Here is a 16,961-nt window from a genome sequence, read left to right on the forward strand (position 1 = left end):
ATACGCGAAAGCAATAACAAGTATTAAATTCTAGGGAACCATCCTGTATATGAACGATTTGGCGAAAGAAATCCTTCCGGTTAATATCGAAGACGAATTAAAGAACTCTTATCTGGATTATGCAATGAGCGTAATAGTTGGCCGCGCGCTGCCAGATGTAAGAGATGGCTTAAAGCCAGTTCACCGTCGTGTTCTGTTTGCGATGAATGAGCTCAAAAATGACTTCAACAAACCCTATAAAAAATCTGCCCGTATTGTTGGTGACGTGATAGGTAAATATCACCCGCATGGTGACAGTGCCGTGTACGACACCATTGTTCGTATGGCGCAGCCGTTTTCACTTCGTTATATGTTAGTTGACGGGCAGGGGAACTTTGGTTCAGTGGATGGTGATTCACCAGCGGCCATGCGTTATACAGAAGTCAGAATGGCAAAAATTGCCCATTCCTTACTGGCCGATTTAGAAAAACAAACGGTCGATTTTGTGCCTAATTACGATGGTACCGAAGAAATTCCGGAAGTTTTGCCAACGCGTGTGCCGAACCTATTAGTTAATGGTTCATCGGGTATTGCTGTGGGTATGGCGACCAATATTCCACCACACAATTTAAACGAAGTGATCGGTGGCTGTCTGGCGATGATTGAAAACCCAGATATCAGCATTGAAGAATTAATTGAATATATCCCAGGGCCAGACTTTCCGACTGCCGGTATCATCAGTGGTCGTTCGGGAATAGAACAAGCCTATCGTACGGGTCGGGGTAAAGTTTATATTCGCGCCCGTGCCGAAATCGAAGTGGCTGACAATGGCCGCGAGACCATCATAGTTCATGAAATTCCTTATCAGGTTAACAAAGCGCGTTTAATTGAAAAGATGGCCGAATTGGTCAAAGAAAAGCGTATTGATTCTATTTCGGCACTGCGCGACGAATCAGATAAAGAAGGCATGCGTATTGTTATTGAAGTAAAACGAGGTGAATCTGGCGAAGTATTGTTAAATCACTTGTATTCATTAACTCAAATGCAGGTGGTTTTTGGTATCAATATGGTTGCGCTTGAAAACAACCAGCCAAAACTTTTTAATCTGCGCGATATGCTGAAAGCGTTTTTAAACCACCGCCGAGAAGTGGTTACCCGCCGGACGATTTTTGAATTGCGTAAAGCGCGTGAGCGTGCCCACGTATTAGAAGGTTTAGCCATAGCACTGGCTAATATAGATCCTGTCATTGAACTGATTAAACGCTCAGCTTCGCCTGCAGATGCTAAAAAAGGCTTGGTCGAAACCCCATGGTTATTGGGCGATGTTGCCGAGATGTTGGAGCGTGCCGGCACTCATGCTGCCCGTCCAGAGTGGCTTGAGGATGCTTATGGTGTTAAAGGCGAACATTACCATCTGACCGAACAACAGGCGCAAGCTATTTTGGATTTACGATTGCATAAACTGACAGGTTTAGAGCATGAAAAAATCCTAGATGAATACAAAGCCTTGTTAGATGAAATTGCAGAGCTATTGCATATTTTATCCAGCGCAGTCCGTTTAATGGAAGTCATCCGTGATGAGTTGCTGGCGATTAAAGAAGAATTTGGTGATGAGCGTCGCACTGAAATTACAGCGGCTGCACACGACATCAATATGGAAGATTTAATTGCCGAAGAAGATGTTGTGGTCACCCTTTCGCACGAAGGTTATGTTAAGTATCAGCCGTTAACCGAGTATGAAGCGCAGCGACGAGGTGGTAAAGGTAAAGCGGCTACGCGCATGAAAGATGATGATTTTATCGAAAAATTATTAGTCGCCAATACCCATGATACTATTTTATGTTTTTCTGACTTAGGTCGTTTATATTGGTTGAAGGTTTATCAATTGCCTTTAGCCAGCCGAACTGCCCGTGGCCGACCTATCGTTAACTTGCTGCCATTAGAAGAAGGCGAACGTATCAGCGCGATTTTACCAGTTCGTGAATACGAAGAAGACAAATTTGTCATCATGGCGACCGCTAAAGGTACAGTGAAAAAGACGGCCCTTACAGAATACTCACGTCCTCGTGCTAACGGGATTATTGCGCTTAATCTTAACGAAGGCGACCATGTCATTGGCGTAAATATCACTTGTGGCAGCAGTGATATTATGTTGTTTTCGGATGCTGGAAAAGTGGTTCGTTTTAACGAGCAACAAGTTCGTGCAATGGGTCGAACCGCGACCGGTGTACGGGGTATGAAACTAGAAGATTCGCAAAATATTGTTTCTATGATAGTGCCACAAACCGAAGGTGCCATCTTAACAGTGACAGAAAATGGGTACGGTAAACGTACGCCGCTGGAAGAATATCCAGCAAAAAGCCGTGCCACTATGGGCGTGGTATCCATAAAAGTAAGTGAACGAAATGGGGCTGTTGTCGGTGCCGTTCAGGTGAACGATAGTGACCAGATAATGCTGATCTCAAATAAAGGTACCTTAGTGCGTACCCGTGTAAGTGAAGTGTCGTCAGTTGGCCGTAATACCCAGGGCGTTCGTTTAATTCGCACCGGTGAAAATGAACTGGTTGTCGGTTTGGCGCGTATCGAAGAAATCGAAGATGACCTGCCAGTAGAAGAAGTATCAGAAAATACAGAGAATACAGATGAGTAAAGTATTTAATTTTTGTGCGGGCCCAGCCATGTTGCCCGCAGATGTTATGCAGCAAGCGCAGCAAGAGTATGTAAACTGGCACGGTAAAGGCTGTTCTATTATGGAAATGAGTCACCGTGGTGCTGATTATATCCAAGTAGCCCAAGAAGCAGAGCAAGCCTTGCGTGATTTGATGAACATTTCTGATGAGTACGCTGTGTTATTCATGCACGGTGGTGGTCGTGGTCAGTTTGCGGCTGTGCCTTTAAATATTTTACCAGAAGGCGGGCAAGCTGATTATGTCGTCAATGGTTCCTGGTCTAAATCTGCGCTGGCAGAAGCACAAAAATATGGTCAAGCGAATTTAGCCGCTGATTATTATAGCGAAGATGGTAAACGATCAATTACGCCATTTGAGCAATGGCAATTGAGCAAAGATGCAGCGTATGTACATTATTGTCCAAATGAAACCGTCGATGGGTTAGAGTTTGATTATATTCCACAGACTGACAAGCCATTAGTCGCGGATATGTCATCGTGTATTTTATCACGTGAAATCGATGTGAATAAATTTGGTATTATTTATGCTGGTGCGCAAAAAAACATTGGCCCATCTGGTTTAGCGATTGCTATTGTGCGGAAAGATTTAATGGGTAAAGCGCGTCAAGCGACGCCGTCTATCTATGATTATCAAATACAGGCAAAAGCTGACTCTATGTACAATACACCACCAACTTATGCCTGGTATTTAGCCGGTTTAGTGTTTAAGTGGTTAAAAACAAATGGTGGCATAAGTGCGATGGAAGCCCAAAACAAGTTAAAAGCCGAAAAATTGTATAGCTATATAGATAATAGCGAATTTTATCATAATCAGGTTGAAACTCGTTATCGCTCACGTATGAACGTGCCTTTTATGCTTAAAGACGATGCTTTAAACAGCTTGTTTTTACAGCAATCAGAAGCTGCAGGTTTATTGGCTTTAAAGGGGCACCGTTCGGTCGGTGGTATGCGAGCGAGCATTTATAATGCAATGCCAGTTGAAGGTGTTGATGCCCTGATTGAATTTATGCAAACTTTTGCCGTTAAAAACGGTTAAAGACTAAACCAAACACAGAGGTATAGGATGTCGGAAAATGCACCTGTCATTACGATAGATGGACCAAGCGGAGCGGGTAAAGGCACGATCAGTAAACTGGTAGCAGAAAAACTAGGCTGGCACTTTTTGGATAGTGGTGCCATTTATCGTGTTTTAGCATTAGCCGTAGTTCATCATGATATTAACCCAGAAGACGAAGAATCCGTCGCGCCGTTAGCAACCTGTTTAGATGTGCATTTTGATGCCGGAGAAACGGGGGAAACACGCGTTATTTTAGAAGGAGAAGATGTATCTTCGTCAATACGCAACGAAAAAGTCGGCGCGGTTGCTTCAAAAGTTGCCTCTTTACCTCGGGTACGAGAAGCACTTTTACGACGCCAACGAGCGTTTCGAGAAGCGCCTGGCTTAGTGGCGGATGGTCGCGACATGGGCACTGTTGTCTTTCCTGGTGCTGAAATTAAGGTTTTTTTAACCGCATCGGCCGAAGAACGTGCAAAAAGACGTTATCTACAGTTGAAAGACACAGACCCAAGCGTTAAAATTGAGCACCTTTTAGCCGATATCCAAGCACGTGATGAACGTGATGCAAATCGCAGCGTTGCGCCTTTGTTGCCGGCTGAAGATGCATTATTGATTGATTCAACATCAATGACAATAGAGCAGGTAGTTGATCGAGTTTTTTCCTTTATGCAGGAAAAACTGGAAAAATAGCCTGCTTTTTGGCGTTGGTTTTGGCCAGCAAACTAAGGATGGTGCGCTATTTTTAACAACCCTGGGTTAACTGGAAGTGATCCGGATTATTATTTAAAGAAAACTTTATATATGACCGAAAGTTTTGCACAGCTTTTCGAAGAAAGCTTAAATGAATTAGAAACCCGTCCTGGTGCCATCGTTGAAGGTACTGTTGTTGATATCCAGAAAGACGTTGTTCTGGTAGACGCGGGTCTGAAATCTGAATCAGCAATCCCTGCAGAGCAATTCACAAACGCACAAGGTGAATTAGAAGTAGCGATTGGTGACGTTGTACCTGTTGCTCTGGATGCAGTTGAAGATGGTTTTGGTGAAACTATTCTTTCTCGCGAAAAAGCTAAGCGCCACGAAGCTTGGATCCGTTTGGAAAAAGCTTGTGAAGACAATGAAACGGTTACCGGTTTAATCAGCGGTAAAGTTAAAGGCGGTTTCACTGTTGAAGTTGAAGGCATCCGTGCTTTCTTACCAGGTTCATTAGTTGACGTACGTCCAGTACGTGATACGACTTACCTGGAAAACGCTGAACTTGACTTTAAAGTTATCAAGTTAGACCAAAAACGCAATAACGTTGTTGTTTCTCGTCGTGCAGTTATCGAACAAGAAACCAGCGCAGAGCGTAGCGAATTATTGGCTAACCTTGAAGAAGGCCAAGAAGTTACAGGTATCGTTAAGAACTTAACTGACTACGGTGCATTCGTAGATTTAGGTGGTCTTGACGGTCTTCTGCACATCACTGACATGGCTTGGAAGCGTGTTAAACACCCAAGCGAAATTGTTAATGTTGGTGACGAAATCAATGTTAAAGTTCTTAAGTTCGATAAAGAAAAATCACGTGTTTCTTTAGGTCTTAAGCAATTAGGCAGCGATCCTTGGACTGAATTAGCTGAGCGCTTCCCTGAAGGCACTCGCATTGAAGGTCGCGTAACTAACCTGACTGATTATGGTTGTTTCGTTGAAATTCAAGAAGGCGTTGAAGGTCTTGTACACGTTTCTGAAATGGATTGGACTAACAAAAACATTCATCCTTCTAAGGTTGTTAACCTGGGTGATTCTGTTGAAGTTATGGTGCTTGAAATTGACGAAGAGCGTCGTCGTATTTCTCTGGGTCTTAAGCAATGTAAAGCTAACCCTTGGGAAGAATTTGCTAAAAACTACGCCAAAGGTGATCAAGTTAGCGGTAAGATCAAGTCAATCACTGACTTTGGTATCTTTATCGGCTTAGACGGCGGCATCGACGGTCTGGTTCACTTATCTGACATTTCTTGGAATACACCAGGTGAAGAAGCTGTTCGCAACTACAAAAAAGGCGAAGAGTTAACTGCTGTCGTATTACAAGTTGATGCAGAAAGAGAGCGTATCTCTTTAGGTGTTAAACAAATCGACGAAGATCCGTTTACTAGCTACCTGAACACCAACAAAAAAGGTTCAGTAGTGACTGGTACAGTAACCAGTGTTGATGCTAAAGGTGCAACTATTGAGTTAGCCGATAGTGTTGAAGGTTATGTACGTGTAAGCGACATTTCTCGTGAACGAGTAGAAGATGCAACAACTGAGCTGAACGAAGGCGATAAGGTTGAAGCTAAGTTTATGGGTGTTGACCGTAAAAACCGTGTTGTTAGCTTATCAATTAAAGCTAAAGACGAAGCGGAAGAAAAAGCTGCGGTTGAGTCTGTAAACAAACAGCAAGAAGCTGTATTCAGCAACGCAATGGCTGAAGCATTTAAAAATGCTCAAAAAGGTGAATAATTTCACTGCTTAATTAAAAAAGAGGGTAGTTCTGCTACTCTCTTTTGCTTCTCTTTTGTTATACTCTTTATTAACGCCCGTTAATCTTTCGGAGTATTTACAATGACCAAATCAGAATTAATTGAAATCATCGCTGAAAAATATCCATCAATGCAACTGCGCGACGTTGAAGCCAGTGTAAAAGAAATTATTGAATATATGTCTGACTCACTTTCGAGTGGCGATCGTATAGAAATTCGTGGTTTTGGGAGTTTTTCATTACATTACCGAGGGCCACGTGTCGGCCGCAATCCTAAAACCGGCGAAAAAGTTGATTTAGACGGTAAATATGTACCTTATTTTAAACCCGGTAAAGAAATGCGAGAACGAGTTAACGCCAGCTTAACCAAGTGAGGTTAATGTGAAAAACGCTTTTTACCTCATTATTATATTTCTGTTTTCGGTATTTTTATTGTTAATGTCGGCTTATAATACCACTGAAGTGGAATTAAATTATTTGCTGGCCGTGCAAAGCATGCCGTTGGCAGTCGCACTATCAATTTATTTATTAGCAGGGCTTTTGTTGGCGAGTTTTATTTGGCTGTTCTATCTACTAAAAGTAAAAATTCAGTTGCAAACAAAAAACCGAAAAATCAATAAATTAAACCGAGAAATCGAACTTCTTCGATTGCAGTTAAAAGACCAATAAATGCCTGAATTATTATTTCTACTGCTGCCCGTTGCTGTCTATTATGGCTATGTGATGGGACGCAACAGTTTTCGTCAATCCCAGCTTAAACAGCATGAAAAAATTAACCAGGATTTTTTATCTGGTTTAAATTTATTTTTAAACAATCAGCGAGATAAAGCGATAAATGTGCTGATTGAAAACCTCGAAGTCAATAACGAAACCTTCACCACGCATATTGCGCTGGGCAAACTGTTTCGAGCAAAAGGCGAAAATGACAGGGCAATAAAAATTCACCAGTTTTTAGCTAAACAAGATGTGCTAACACCAGAACAAAGACGCACGTCAATTATGCAACTAGCACGTGATTATATTGATGCTGCATTGTACGACAGAGCTGAAAATTTATTACTACCTCAACTAAAAGACCAAGATTGTCAGCGCGAAGCCCGTATTCTCCTTTCTCGTATCTATCAAATATTTAAAGATTGGCAACAAGCATACGAAATGTTAGAGCCAGTTGAAGCCAAAGGTGATGAAAACTTTGATTCTGAAAAAGCATATTTATTATGCGAAGTGTCTGCTGCACATACAGGTGAGCAAAGGGTTGAAATGCTTAAGCGGGCCCTGTTTATAAAAGCAACCTGTGCCCGCGCTTATTTGGATTTAATCGACCACTACGCATCCAAAAATAAACAATTAGAAGCACAATATTTTAGTGCAGAGCTCGCTAAAAAGTGCCCAGAATATATGCCACTGCTTATTGCCCGCATCGAGCAGGTGTTTCCTGCGCAAGATGAGCGCTTGAGTTTTTTAGAGCAGCTACATAAAGATTGTCAAAGCACCGCATTGAGTGAAGCCATTGCTAAAATTTATTTAGATAAAAATAATATAGAAATTGCTCGCCAAAAAATGCTCGAGTGTTTGTCCCGCCACGCCACTATGTCGGGTTTTGCCACTCTGCTGAATTTAAACGCCAGCAGCGTGGCGCCTTTGCAAGGGCAAAAAATGCTGACTGATCTTGAAGCTATGGTGCGCTCAAAATTAAAACAATTACCCGAATACGAATGTGATCAATGTGGTTATCAGGGCAGCTTATTATTTTGGCAATGCCCAAGGTGCAAACATTGGGGCAGTATCAAGCCTATTTCGGGGTTAACAGGAGATTAAAGTTGAAAGAAAACAGTCAGTCACCAGTCATAGTTGCGCTTGATTATAATGATGCAAATAAAGCGATGGATTTAGTTGCTTGTTTATCACCACAAAAGTGCCGCCTAAAAGTAGGCAAAGAAATGTTTACTTTGATGGGGCCCGAGTTTGTTAAAGCATTAGTTAATAAAGGTTTTGACGTATTTTTAGACCTTAAATTTCACGATATTCCGGTGACTACTGCAAAAGCGTGCCGCGCTGCCGCTGATCTGGGTGTGTGGATGGTCAATGTGCATGCAAGTGGTGGTTTAAAAATGATGCAAACCGCCAAACAAATGCTTGCAGAGCATAGTCAAACCCCGCCATTATTAATTGCTGTCACTGTTCTAACCAGCATGGATCATAGTGACTTACAGGGCATTGGCATTCAAACGAGTCCTGAGCAACAGGTCGTCAATTTAGCCAAACTAACTCAAACAGCGGGTTTAGATGGTGTTGTGTGCTCAGCGCAAGAAGCCAAAGCCCTTAAAGCGCAATTAGGGACTGAGTTTAAACTTGTGACCCCAGGTATTCGCCCGGCAGGCAGCGATGCCGGTGACCAAAAAAGAATTATGACACCAGCCACTGCGCTAAAAGCGGGCTCTGACTATTTAGTCATTGGTCGTCCAATTACTGGCGCTGATAATCCAGCTCAGGCGCTTGACGAAATAATAGCCAGCATCTAAAGCTGGTTAGCACAAGGTTTTTGTTGGCTTAGTTGAATCAGATTGTTAAGGCTGATCTTGGCGATCTGAGTCAGCGCTTCGTGAGTAAAAAATCCCTGATGGCCGGTGATAAGCACATTTGGAAAGGTTAATAACCGCTGAAAACAATCATCCTGGATAATCTGCTCAGATCTATCTTCAAAAAATAGTTCGGATTCTTGTTCATAAACATCCATCGCAAAATATCCTATGTGCCCCTTTTTTAATGCTTGGATAATAGCTTGTGTTTCAATCAATCCACCACGACTGGTATTCACTAACATGACGCCTTTTTTTAACTGCATAATGTTTTTTTGATTAAACATGTGTTTGGTCTGATTATTTAGTGGGCAGTGTAAACTGATAATATCTGAATGTTTGATTAGGGTATAAAAATCAACATAACTGGCACCGTACGCCAATGCTTGTGGATTTTGTTCTGGGTCAGTCAGCAAAACTTTACAGTTAAAGCCTGTCAGCAATTTAACAAAAGCTAAACCTATTTTTCCGCCGCCGACCACACCTATGGTTTTACCTGAAATATTAAAACCTAATAGTCCTTGGAGAGAAAAATTGTCTTCTTTAATGCGGTTATATGCTTTATGTAATTTTCTGTTGAGACATAAGATCATTGCCAAACAATGTTCGGCAACAGCTTCAGGGCTATATTCAGGTACTCGAGCGACTTGTATACCAAGCGTTTTAGCTGCAGCGAGATCAATTTGGTTGTAGCCTGCACAGCGCAGCAAAACAATATTAACACCCAGCTGTTTAAGTACACTTAAGCAGGCGTGATCAGCCTTGTCATTAACAAAAATACATACGGCATCAAACCCTTTTGCCATAGTCGCGGTACGAACTGATAACGGCTCTGAAAAATAATCTATCGAGATGTTTGACCCGTTTTTTAACGCCTGATTAAAATATAATTTGTCGTATGGCTTGTTACTAAATATAGCCAAATTAACCTGTTTCATTCGTTGCCCCTTAAAATAATTTAAGTGGACAGAGTTTACTCAGTTTTATGCTGAATCACTTTGTTTTACATCAAGCTTTTTGCGACGCCGACGGCGCGCTCGGTTAAAGGACACACTCGGATAGCCATTGCGGTATAAACGGCATTTTTTCCAATCTTTGTATTTATCTTCATACATATCGGTTCCGAACAAATCCCACTCGGCTCTAAATTGTATGGCCGTTAAATAAGCGTGTAATTGTAACTCAGCCGAATAATCGGCATATCCAAGCGAAAATGTTTTAACTGCAGGTTTACCGTTTTTACGGTAACTGACCCAATAAAAGCGTTCGACTTCTTGACGCCTTTTATCTAACTTTTCGCGAAAACCGACTCCGTTAAAGCCACAACTGGTATCATCTTTGGGTTTATGTACACGCTTAATCATACTCGTCGGGTAGAGCGCTTTGAGTTGTTCATTTCGATGAATCGCCGCTTTGATCGCTTTTTCGACGCCACCCCATTGGCGATATGAATAAAAACCACCGAGATCGACTTTATTGCGAATAAAGCGCATCTGGCAACCGGTATCACAAGGAAAGCTTATGCCGTGCGGATCCACCAAAAGTAGATCCTTTAATTTTTTGGGTATATATTCTGGAATTGCCACTTTGTTTATCGGATATTTTAGCTAAGACGTTTTTACAGGAGGCACGAACAGAAAGCACCGTGTTCTGCTAATCAGAACTGCGGATTAACGCTTTGAATACTAGTCCACAAAAACCGCGCTGTCTAACTAATACCCTTATAAATTCTGTGTGTATGCATATAAAGCTTTTAAAATTTTGACCTTATTCTCATTCCCTGCGTTCTCATTTGCTAATTGCTCAATTTTTTCTACGACCTGCTTTATTGTTAATATATTGGGGAGCTCGCTGGCTGTTAATCTATCCACACAAAAGTTGCGCCAAGTTTCTTGATCCTGTGGTGACATAAGAGCAGGGTAATTGCGGCCTTTAAATCTAAACCAAAGTTTATTAAAGCGCTCATCGTCAAATTGAGGATTATATTCCATTAAGGTTGCCGCAGACATTTGCTGCAATTGATCCATTAACGCTGTGTCTGCTGGGCTAGCAAAGCCTTGGTACAAACTAGCATCTACATCTAGTGGTTCAGGTAGTGACATAGACTGGTAAATCGCGACAGCCTGCTCACGGATCGCTGGATTTTGTTTAATAATATTTAGATGTTTTAAACACAACTCGCGATTTATGCCAAGTCGTTCGGCGTTTTCTGGGTTTAAAGTTTTAGCAGACGCTAAAACTGGACATTTATTGATATGAATGAGTTTAATCGGCGGCCTGACTTCTCCGTCCGCTAAATCTTTTGTTGCGGTAAATAACCTTTGTATTAACGTCTCTATATCTAACTCTAATAATATGCTTGGGTCTTGTTGCAGATCTAACGCAATTAACGCGTTATGGTTGTTAGGATGCCAAGCTAACGGTGCAACCCAACTGCAGCAGCCTTGACTGGCTTTAAATTTTGAAGAGACATGTACTAACGGCGTTACATTATTAATATCAATGAGCTGAGCAACTTTGCGTTTATTTTTTAATTGAAACACATAATCATAAAGTTTTGGCTGTGCTTCTTTTATCAGTTTCGCAAGCGCAATGGTGGCACGAACATCACTCACGGCATCGTGCGCATTTTCGTGCGTTAAACCATTCGCTTGTGCTAAATCTTCTAGCTTAAAACTAGGGCTACCATCGTCTTTTTTGGGCCAAACGATCCCGTCGGGGCGAAGTGCATAACAAGTACGGACCAGATCGATAATGTCCCATCGGGAATTGCCGTTTTGCCATTCACGCGCATACGGGTTAAAAAAGTTTCTAAATGCGCTGTAGCGAGTGACTTCATCATCAAAACGGATCGAGTTATAACCCGCCACACAGGTTTCTGGCTGCGACATTTCGGCTAACACGGCACGCATAAATTCGTGTTCGTTTTTGCCTTTTTTATTGACTAGTTGTGGTGTTAACCCTGTGATTAAACAAGCTTCGGGGTTAGGCAAATAATCCATTGATAAACGACAAAAAATTTCTACTGGCTCTGCGATTTCATTTAACGCATAGTCGGTACGGATAGCAGCAAATTGAGCAGGGCGATCATATCTTGGATCGGCGCCCCAGGTTTCATAATCGTGCCAGAGAATTGTTTGTGTTTTATTGTCGGTCATATGTATTCGCTTTTATTCAAAAAGCACCTACCAAACAGGTGTTTAGATGTGCGTTTTCGTTTATTTTCTTTCGCGTTTATTTATATTGATTCATTGGGGAGCGGGGTAACTCGTGTGTGATAGTGTGTATAACGATTCCCAACTCTGTGTATTTTGTGCAATGGCCTTAACTGATTTAAAGTTAAAACGTTTAGTAAATAAACCGTCAGATCCTGTCCAAGTAAAATCTGATCGTGATGGTATGCCAGTGCGCATCGCAAAGCAAGGAAGGATATCATTTCAATACAGATATCTGATTAGCGGCAACCCTGCTCGGTACACCATAGGTCGAGTTATCCAAAATTGTTGTTATCTCAAGCTCAAGCGCACGAGAAACTCTTACATCTCCGGAAATTAGTTATGGATGGAGTTGCTCCCTGATATGAAGACATTGTCTCCAAAAAAGCAATCTGGATGCATGTTTTGCGTCGCGCGTAAGGATACATTTAGAGATAGCTTGGGCAAACCTAGAAAAATTAATTAACAAAATCTTAGTCTTGTTTACAGTATTCTCAACGCGCTTTTTTTGCTGTACTATTTCTAATAGTGTTCTATTTTCGCAGTTCAAAAAAGGGACTAGGTTTTGTTTTCGCGGAGCTTAACTTCATATCCTAGTCAATACAAAGAAGGATCTTTAACATGAATAAAATCATAATCACCTGCCTTATTTTATCGCTTTCTGGATGTTTTGGCCCAGCTAAGTTTGATACCTATTAGATATCACTGACGACGCTTCAATTAAAGAGTCTACTAGAAAAATATTTGAAAGCTTGCCAGAGGAAAATTAATAGCCAAATTTGTGTACTTAATTTAACAGTCACTTTTGGGCTGTTTATAAAATAGACTGCTAAACTAACCTTACTTATTTAAATACGGAGATATTCTCATGTGTGACGAAGAAAAAACGTCAGAAGAAAGGATTAAGGCCCTAGAAAATGCAGTTGAAGCACTTCAACAAGTAAAGATTGTATTGGGTGATAGCAAAATAAACACAGAAAATATCAAAGCGCAAAAAAACGACGCTTACTTAGCTTTATATAATGCAGCCGTAAGTCAATGTATCGCTATCAATAATACGATGTGGCAAATGCCAACACTGGCAGTCGCGGCTATGCTAGGCGTGAGGCAAGTTGCTGTTTCTTACTCTAACTTTAGCTTGATAGCTGCAATATTTCTCTGCTTAGTGGTTTTAGGGATTAGTTGGATTGGGTTGTTAAATCTTCAACATTTAAAAAAGTCTCTGATATGGCAGCGAACTATGCGTATAAGTATAGAAAGGTTTTTTCAAGCTGCAGAGCGAAAAAATGGTGAATGGCTAGTTGGCCCCACCAGCTATCCAGATGAAAAAGAAACTCCAAAGGATGGTTGGAGTTTAACCTCAAAATTTATAAAAAATAATAAACCTGATCCATTTCATACAGGGAATGAGAAACTCAGATACATTAGTTTAATTGGAGCCATGAGCATTGTGTGCGCATTTATCATTTTAGAAATACTCTTGGTTCATGCTCAATTAGATTATGAATGTGTTAAATGGTTAAAAAGCCTTTGGCGTGGCTAGTTTAAAGTAAACAAAGTGCTTGTTCGATCAAACACTCATCCGTTTCTAAATCGTAAGGCATCGCTTTAAGAGTCAGACCGAGTTTAAATTCTAAAAGTTGCACAGGGGACTATCCAGTAATAGTGATCACTCGTACCGGTTTTATCGTGAACACTTTCATATCACGCATTGGGCTGAGACAGTTTCAACCTAAGTGGTCACCATGGTCAATTTTTAGAGCGTATTGCCTTCCTCGATTTTCGCTTTAATTCTATATGATGTGCGTTATGAATACATAGGATGCAAAGTTTGTTGATCAGATCTTGAGTACTCATATTGTTCCTGTTATTTGCTTGCTAATTGAGTTGCTGCTTAGTTTGCAAACAAATTAAATAATTCGGTATCTAGGTAATAACTATCTTTTTCTAGCTTGTGCCTATTTACCATACCAACATCAACCGCATCGAAATTTTATTTATCAAAAATATCTCAGTGAACTCAGCTTTATTTTGGTCTGACCATTTTTCTTTTATTTAAACTAATTATTGAGGTTGGTTTTGTAATTTTGGTAAGTAAATAAATGTTATTTTGTTTTGTTATTTGTTTGATCAATTGTTGTTTTGGTGTAACAATTAAGCGGATTTTCAACCTAGCTATGTAAACGAGCACTTAAATTAACAAGAGGGAAGTTTTGTTTATGAAAATGAAATCCACTGTGGCTTTGATATTATTAACTGGCACTATCAGTTGTTCAGCCGAAATTGATTTAGACCCAACGCCAACACCAACGCCAACACCAACGCCAACACCAACGCCAACGCCAACGCCAACACCAACGCCGACACCAACGCCAACACCAACGCCAACGCCAACACCAACACCAACTCCAACGCCGACACCAACACCAACGCCGACACCAACACCAACGCCGACACCAACGCCAACACCAACGCCAACGCCGCAACCTGGGCTGGTTAAAGGTCAAATTGGGCCAAATGATTCGGTGCCCGAGATAAATTGTACTCAAACTTTTGACTCGGCCAGCGCGCTAGAAGAGGCGGTTAATTACCAAATGACACCAGGCGCTACATTTTGTTTGGCGGCAGGAACCTATAGCGGGTTAGAGCTCGGGTTTGGTGGAACTGGTACGTCAGATAAACCCATTACGGTAGCGGCTGAATCACCGGGAGACGTCGTAGTTTCTGGCGAAGTCAGTATTAATATGAGTGGCGAATATGTTGTTTTACAAGGCTTCATTTTTAAAGATGGCACTATGGATAATACCATTATTCAAACGCGTGGAAATAGCTCAGTACCTTGTAATTACTGCCGTATTACCGAAAACTCAGTGATCAATATGGATCAAGGTATTGATGATTCAACTAAGTGGATATATATCTATGGTGCTAACAATCGGATTGACCACAATTGGTTTTCTGGTAAAACAACAAAAGGTGCATTATTAGCGATAGATCGTTATGTCGCCGACGGCGTGACCGTGGATGATACCTTTGAAGTGGATAGGGCAGTCATTGATCATAACTATTTTGGTGATCGGCCACCGGCAGATGGAAAAGCGTATCCTGATAGCAGTGACAACGAATACGAAGCAATCCGCATAGGCACCAGTGATTCGCACACCGGTGATTCTTATACTCGAGTAGAATATAACTATTTTACTCGGATACAAGGTGAAGCCGAGGTTATCTCAAACAAATCTGGCCACAATACCATTGCTTATAATACCATTCGTGATAGTGCGGGTTCGATCGTGACACGCCATGGGGAGTTCGCAACTATTCATAATAATTTTATTCTGTCTGATGATTACCCGTTTTCTGGTGGTATTCGTGTGGTCGACGCAAATCATACTATTACAAACAACTATGTTGCCGGTGCTCGCTATGCCAATTCAAACTGGAATGGCGGTATTGTAATTACGTCGTCAAATGGCTCAACCAGCAATGGGTATCAAGATGTTGAAAATATTTTAATCGCGCACAATACCATTGTAGACAGTGTGAATAGCATTAATTTTTTTGGCGGTCGCGAGAGCAAGATCGCTGACAGCGTCTATATGGTGAATAACCTAGTGGCGAATGCAATTGGTCCAGTGATACAAAATATTGACAAAAAGCCAACCAATAGCCTATTTGCAGGTAATTATGTATATGGTTCGGCATTGACCGACGATAGCAGTGTGACCAGTGTAGAAGGCTTTTTTTACCAACCTTTAAATCTATCACCGGATCAACAGGGCCTCTATCGTGCGAGTCAATCGTCACCTGATTTAACCGCGGCAAGCAATTTTGATCTCAATGGTTTTGTTTTGCCATCAACAGATATGGATGGTCAAGCTTATCCGAGCAATCCTATTTCGGGAGCCGATCAAAGTGCAAGCGAGACGGTGAACATAGGTATTTTATCGGCTGATTTGGTAGGCCCATTAAGTTATACGCCTCCCGATACGCAACCTTTTGTTTCCAAGGTAACTATCAATAATCATGATTTTGATAGTGGCGATTTTACTGGTTGGCAAAATAACGGAGCTTTAATCACAACAGCGCCAAATGAAGTTTTTTCACGGGGTATCAGTGCAAAGCTTGATAATGTAAATGCGCAGCTTAAACAAACGGTAAATATTGAGACAAATACTCAGTATACGTTGTCGGCTTTTGTAAAAGGTTATGGCAAGCTTAGTGTCGAGGTTGGGGGACAAGTCTATTCAACCGATACCAGTCGTTCCACTTATGGTTTTGAATCTGTCACTTTTAACTCGCAAGCACAGACAAGCGCAACCATTATTTTAAGTTTAGACGATCAAGTTTTAAATCAGGCATCGATTAAAAATGCTAACTTTGATGATGCGCAGCTAGATTGGGTTGTTGTTGAAGGCTCAGGGATAGGTCAGGTCCAGGATTCATCTAACTCATCGAGTTCAACCGATGGTTCAATTAAGTTTAAATATAATGATTCTGATACTGGCGTTCCTTATGATCCTTATATAGCACAAACCGTCACAGTTGAAAAAAACACCGACTACACCTTATCTATGTACAACCTGTTAAAAAGTTCTCATTCGGGATCTGATGTACGTTTTGGTATTTTTAGCGAAGCAGTCGATGGCAGTGATACGGATGTATTATTAAAAGACGCAAACGTACTGGCCGAAAAAGTCTCTCAGTACGCTAATTTATCAGATGCACCAGAAGGGGAAGATAGCTTTCGTCAAGATAGTTTAAGTTTTAACTCGGGCGATCATGAGCAAGTGACTATTTTTGCCGAATATCAGAGCACAACTGGGGATGAAATAAGAATTGATGAGTTTTCATTGAGCTATCAGGGTACTCCAGCGGCCGGCAGTACGGCGTTTTTTGATAGTATTCGTTTGGTTGCTAGTGAAAAATAATGGGTATAACGCCTGAT

14 protein-coding genes are annotated in these 16,961 nt (G+C 41.3%); 11 read left to right on the forward strand and 3 right to left on the reverse strand.

Going from position 1 to position 16,961, the window contains the following annotated elements; all coding sequences use genetic code 11:
- The first annotated feature begins 49 nt into the window (after positions 1–49).
- The 8 genes from gyrA (at position 50) to pyrF (ending at position 8,741) form a co-directional block, all read left to right on the forward strand.
- Positions 50–2,629: a DNA topoisomerase (ATP-hydrolyzing) subunit A gene (gyrA, locus tag C727_RS0108695; protein ID WP_017445243.1), complete on the forward strand. Its 2,580-nt coding sequence runs from the start codon at positions 50–52 to the stop codon at positions 2,627–2,629.
- Entirely contained in the window at positions 2,622–3,704 is a 1,083-nt protein-coding gene (gene serC / locus C727_RS0108700) for a 3-phosphoserine/phosphohydroxythreonine transaminase (RefSeq protein WP_017445244.1), read from the forward strand. Before gyrA ends, serC begins: the two co-directional genes overlap by 8 nt.
- A gap of 27 nt (positions 3,705–3,731) precedes the next feature.
- Complete coding sequence (gene cmk, locus C727_RS0108705) at positions 3,732–4,415, forward strand: (d)CMP kinase (protein ID WP_017445245.1); 684 nt, start codon at positions 3,732–3,734, stop codon at positions 4,413–4,415.
- Between the two features lie 111 nt (positions 4,416–4,526).
- A complete protein-coding gene (gene rpsA / locus C727_RS0108710; RefSeq protein WP_017445246.1) occupies positions 4,527–6,200 on the forward strand; it encodes a 30S ribosomal protein S1 in 1,674 nt (557 codons plus the stop codon).
- 102 nt (positions 6,201–6,302) lie between these two features.
- Entirely contained in the window at positions 6,303–6,593 is a 291-nt protein-coding gene (locus C727_RS0108715) for an integration host factor subunit beta (protein ID WP_017445247.1), read from the forward strand.
- Between the two features lie 7 nt (positions 6,594–6,600).
- On the forward strand, positions 6,601–6,888 hold the full coding sequence (locus C727_RS0108720) for a lipopolysaccharide assembly protein LapA domain-containing protein (protein WP_017445248.1): 288 nt from the start codon (positions 6,601–6,603) through the stop codon (positions 6,886–6,888).
- On the forward strand, positions 6,889–8,037 hold the full coding sequence (locus tag C727_RS0108725) for a hypothetical protein (protein ID WP_017445249.1): 1,149 nt from the start codon (positions 6,889–6,891) through the stop codon (positions 8,035–8,037).
- Positions 8,038–8,039: 2 nt separating this feature from the next.
- The gene (pyrF, locus tag C727_RS0108730; RefSeq protein ID WP_017445250.1) at positions 8,040–8,741 is read left to right on the forward strand and encodes an orotidine-5'-phosphate decarboxylase; all 702 of its coding nucleotides are present in this window, start codon (positions 8,040–8,042) and stop codon (positions 8,739–8,741) included.
- Here the strand turns inward: pyrF and C727_RS0108735 are convergent.
- The 3 genes from C727_RS0108735 to sbcB all read right to left on the reverse strand — a co-directional run bounded on the left by C727_RS0108735 (position 8,738) and on the right by sbcB (position 11,956).
- A complete protein-coding gene (locus C727_RS0108735; protein ID WP_017445251.1) occupies positions 8,738–9,736 on the reverse strand; it encodes a 2-hydroxyacid dehydrogenase in 999 nt (332 codons plus the stop codon). The two genes, pyrF and C727_RS0108735, sit on opposite strands and share 4 nt — an antisense overlap.
- A gap of 45 nt (positions 9,737–9,781) precedes the next feature.
- Complete coding sequence (locus C727_RS0108740) at positions 9,782–10,336, reverse strand: hypothetical protein (protein WP_017445252.1); 555 nt, start codon at positions 10,334–10,336, stop codon at positions 9,782–9,784.
- A gap of 183 nt (positions 10,337–10,519) precedes the next feature.
- Positions 10,520–11,956, reverse strand: coding sequence for an exodeoxyribonuclease I (gene sbcB, locus C727_RS0108745; RefSeq protein WP_017445253.1), 1,437 nt, complete (start codon positions 11,954–11,956; stop codon positions 10,520–10,522).
- Between the two features lie 678 nt (positions 11,957–12,634).
- Between sbcB and C727_RS19980 the strand changes: the two genes are divergently transcribed.
- The 3 genes from C727_RS19980 (at position 12,635) to C727_RS0108755 (ending at position 16,944) form a co-directional block, all read left to right on the forward strand.
- Positions 12,635–12,712, forward strand: coding sequence for a DUF6694 family lipoprotein (locus tag C727_RS19980; protein ID WP_420196321.1), 78 nt, complete (start codon positions 12,635–12,637; stop codon positions 12,710–12,712).
- Between the two features lie 169 nt (positions 12,713–12,881).
- A complete protein-coding gene (locus C727_RS0108750) occupies positions 12,882–13,556 on the forward strand; it encodes a hypothetical protein (protein ID WP_017445254.1) in 675 nt (224 codons plus the stop codon).
- A 676-nt stretch (positions 13,557–14,232) separates the two neighbouring features.
- Positions 14,233–16,944, forward strand: a complete 2,712-nt coding sequence (locus tag C727_RS0108755; RefSeq protein WP_017445255.1) for a chondroitinase-B domain-containing protein — start codon at positions 14,233–14,235, stop codon at positions 16,942–16,944.
- The last annotated feature ends 17 nt before the right edge of the window (positions 16,945–16,961 follow it).

Source organism: Gayadomonas joobiniege G7 (assembly GCF_000300815.1).
GTDB classification, from domain to species: Bacteria; Pseudomonadota; Gammaproteobacteria; order Enterobacterales; family Alteromonadaceae; genus Catenovulum; species Catenovulum joobiniege.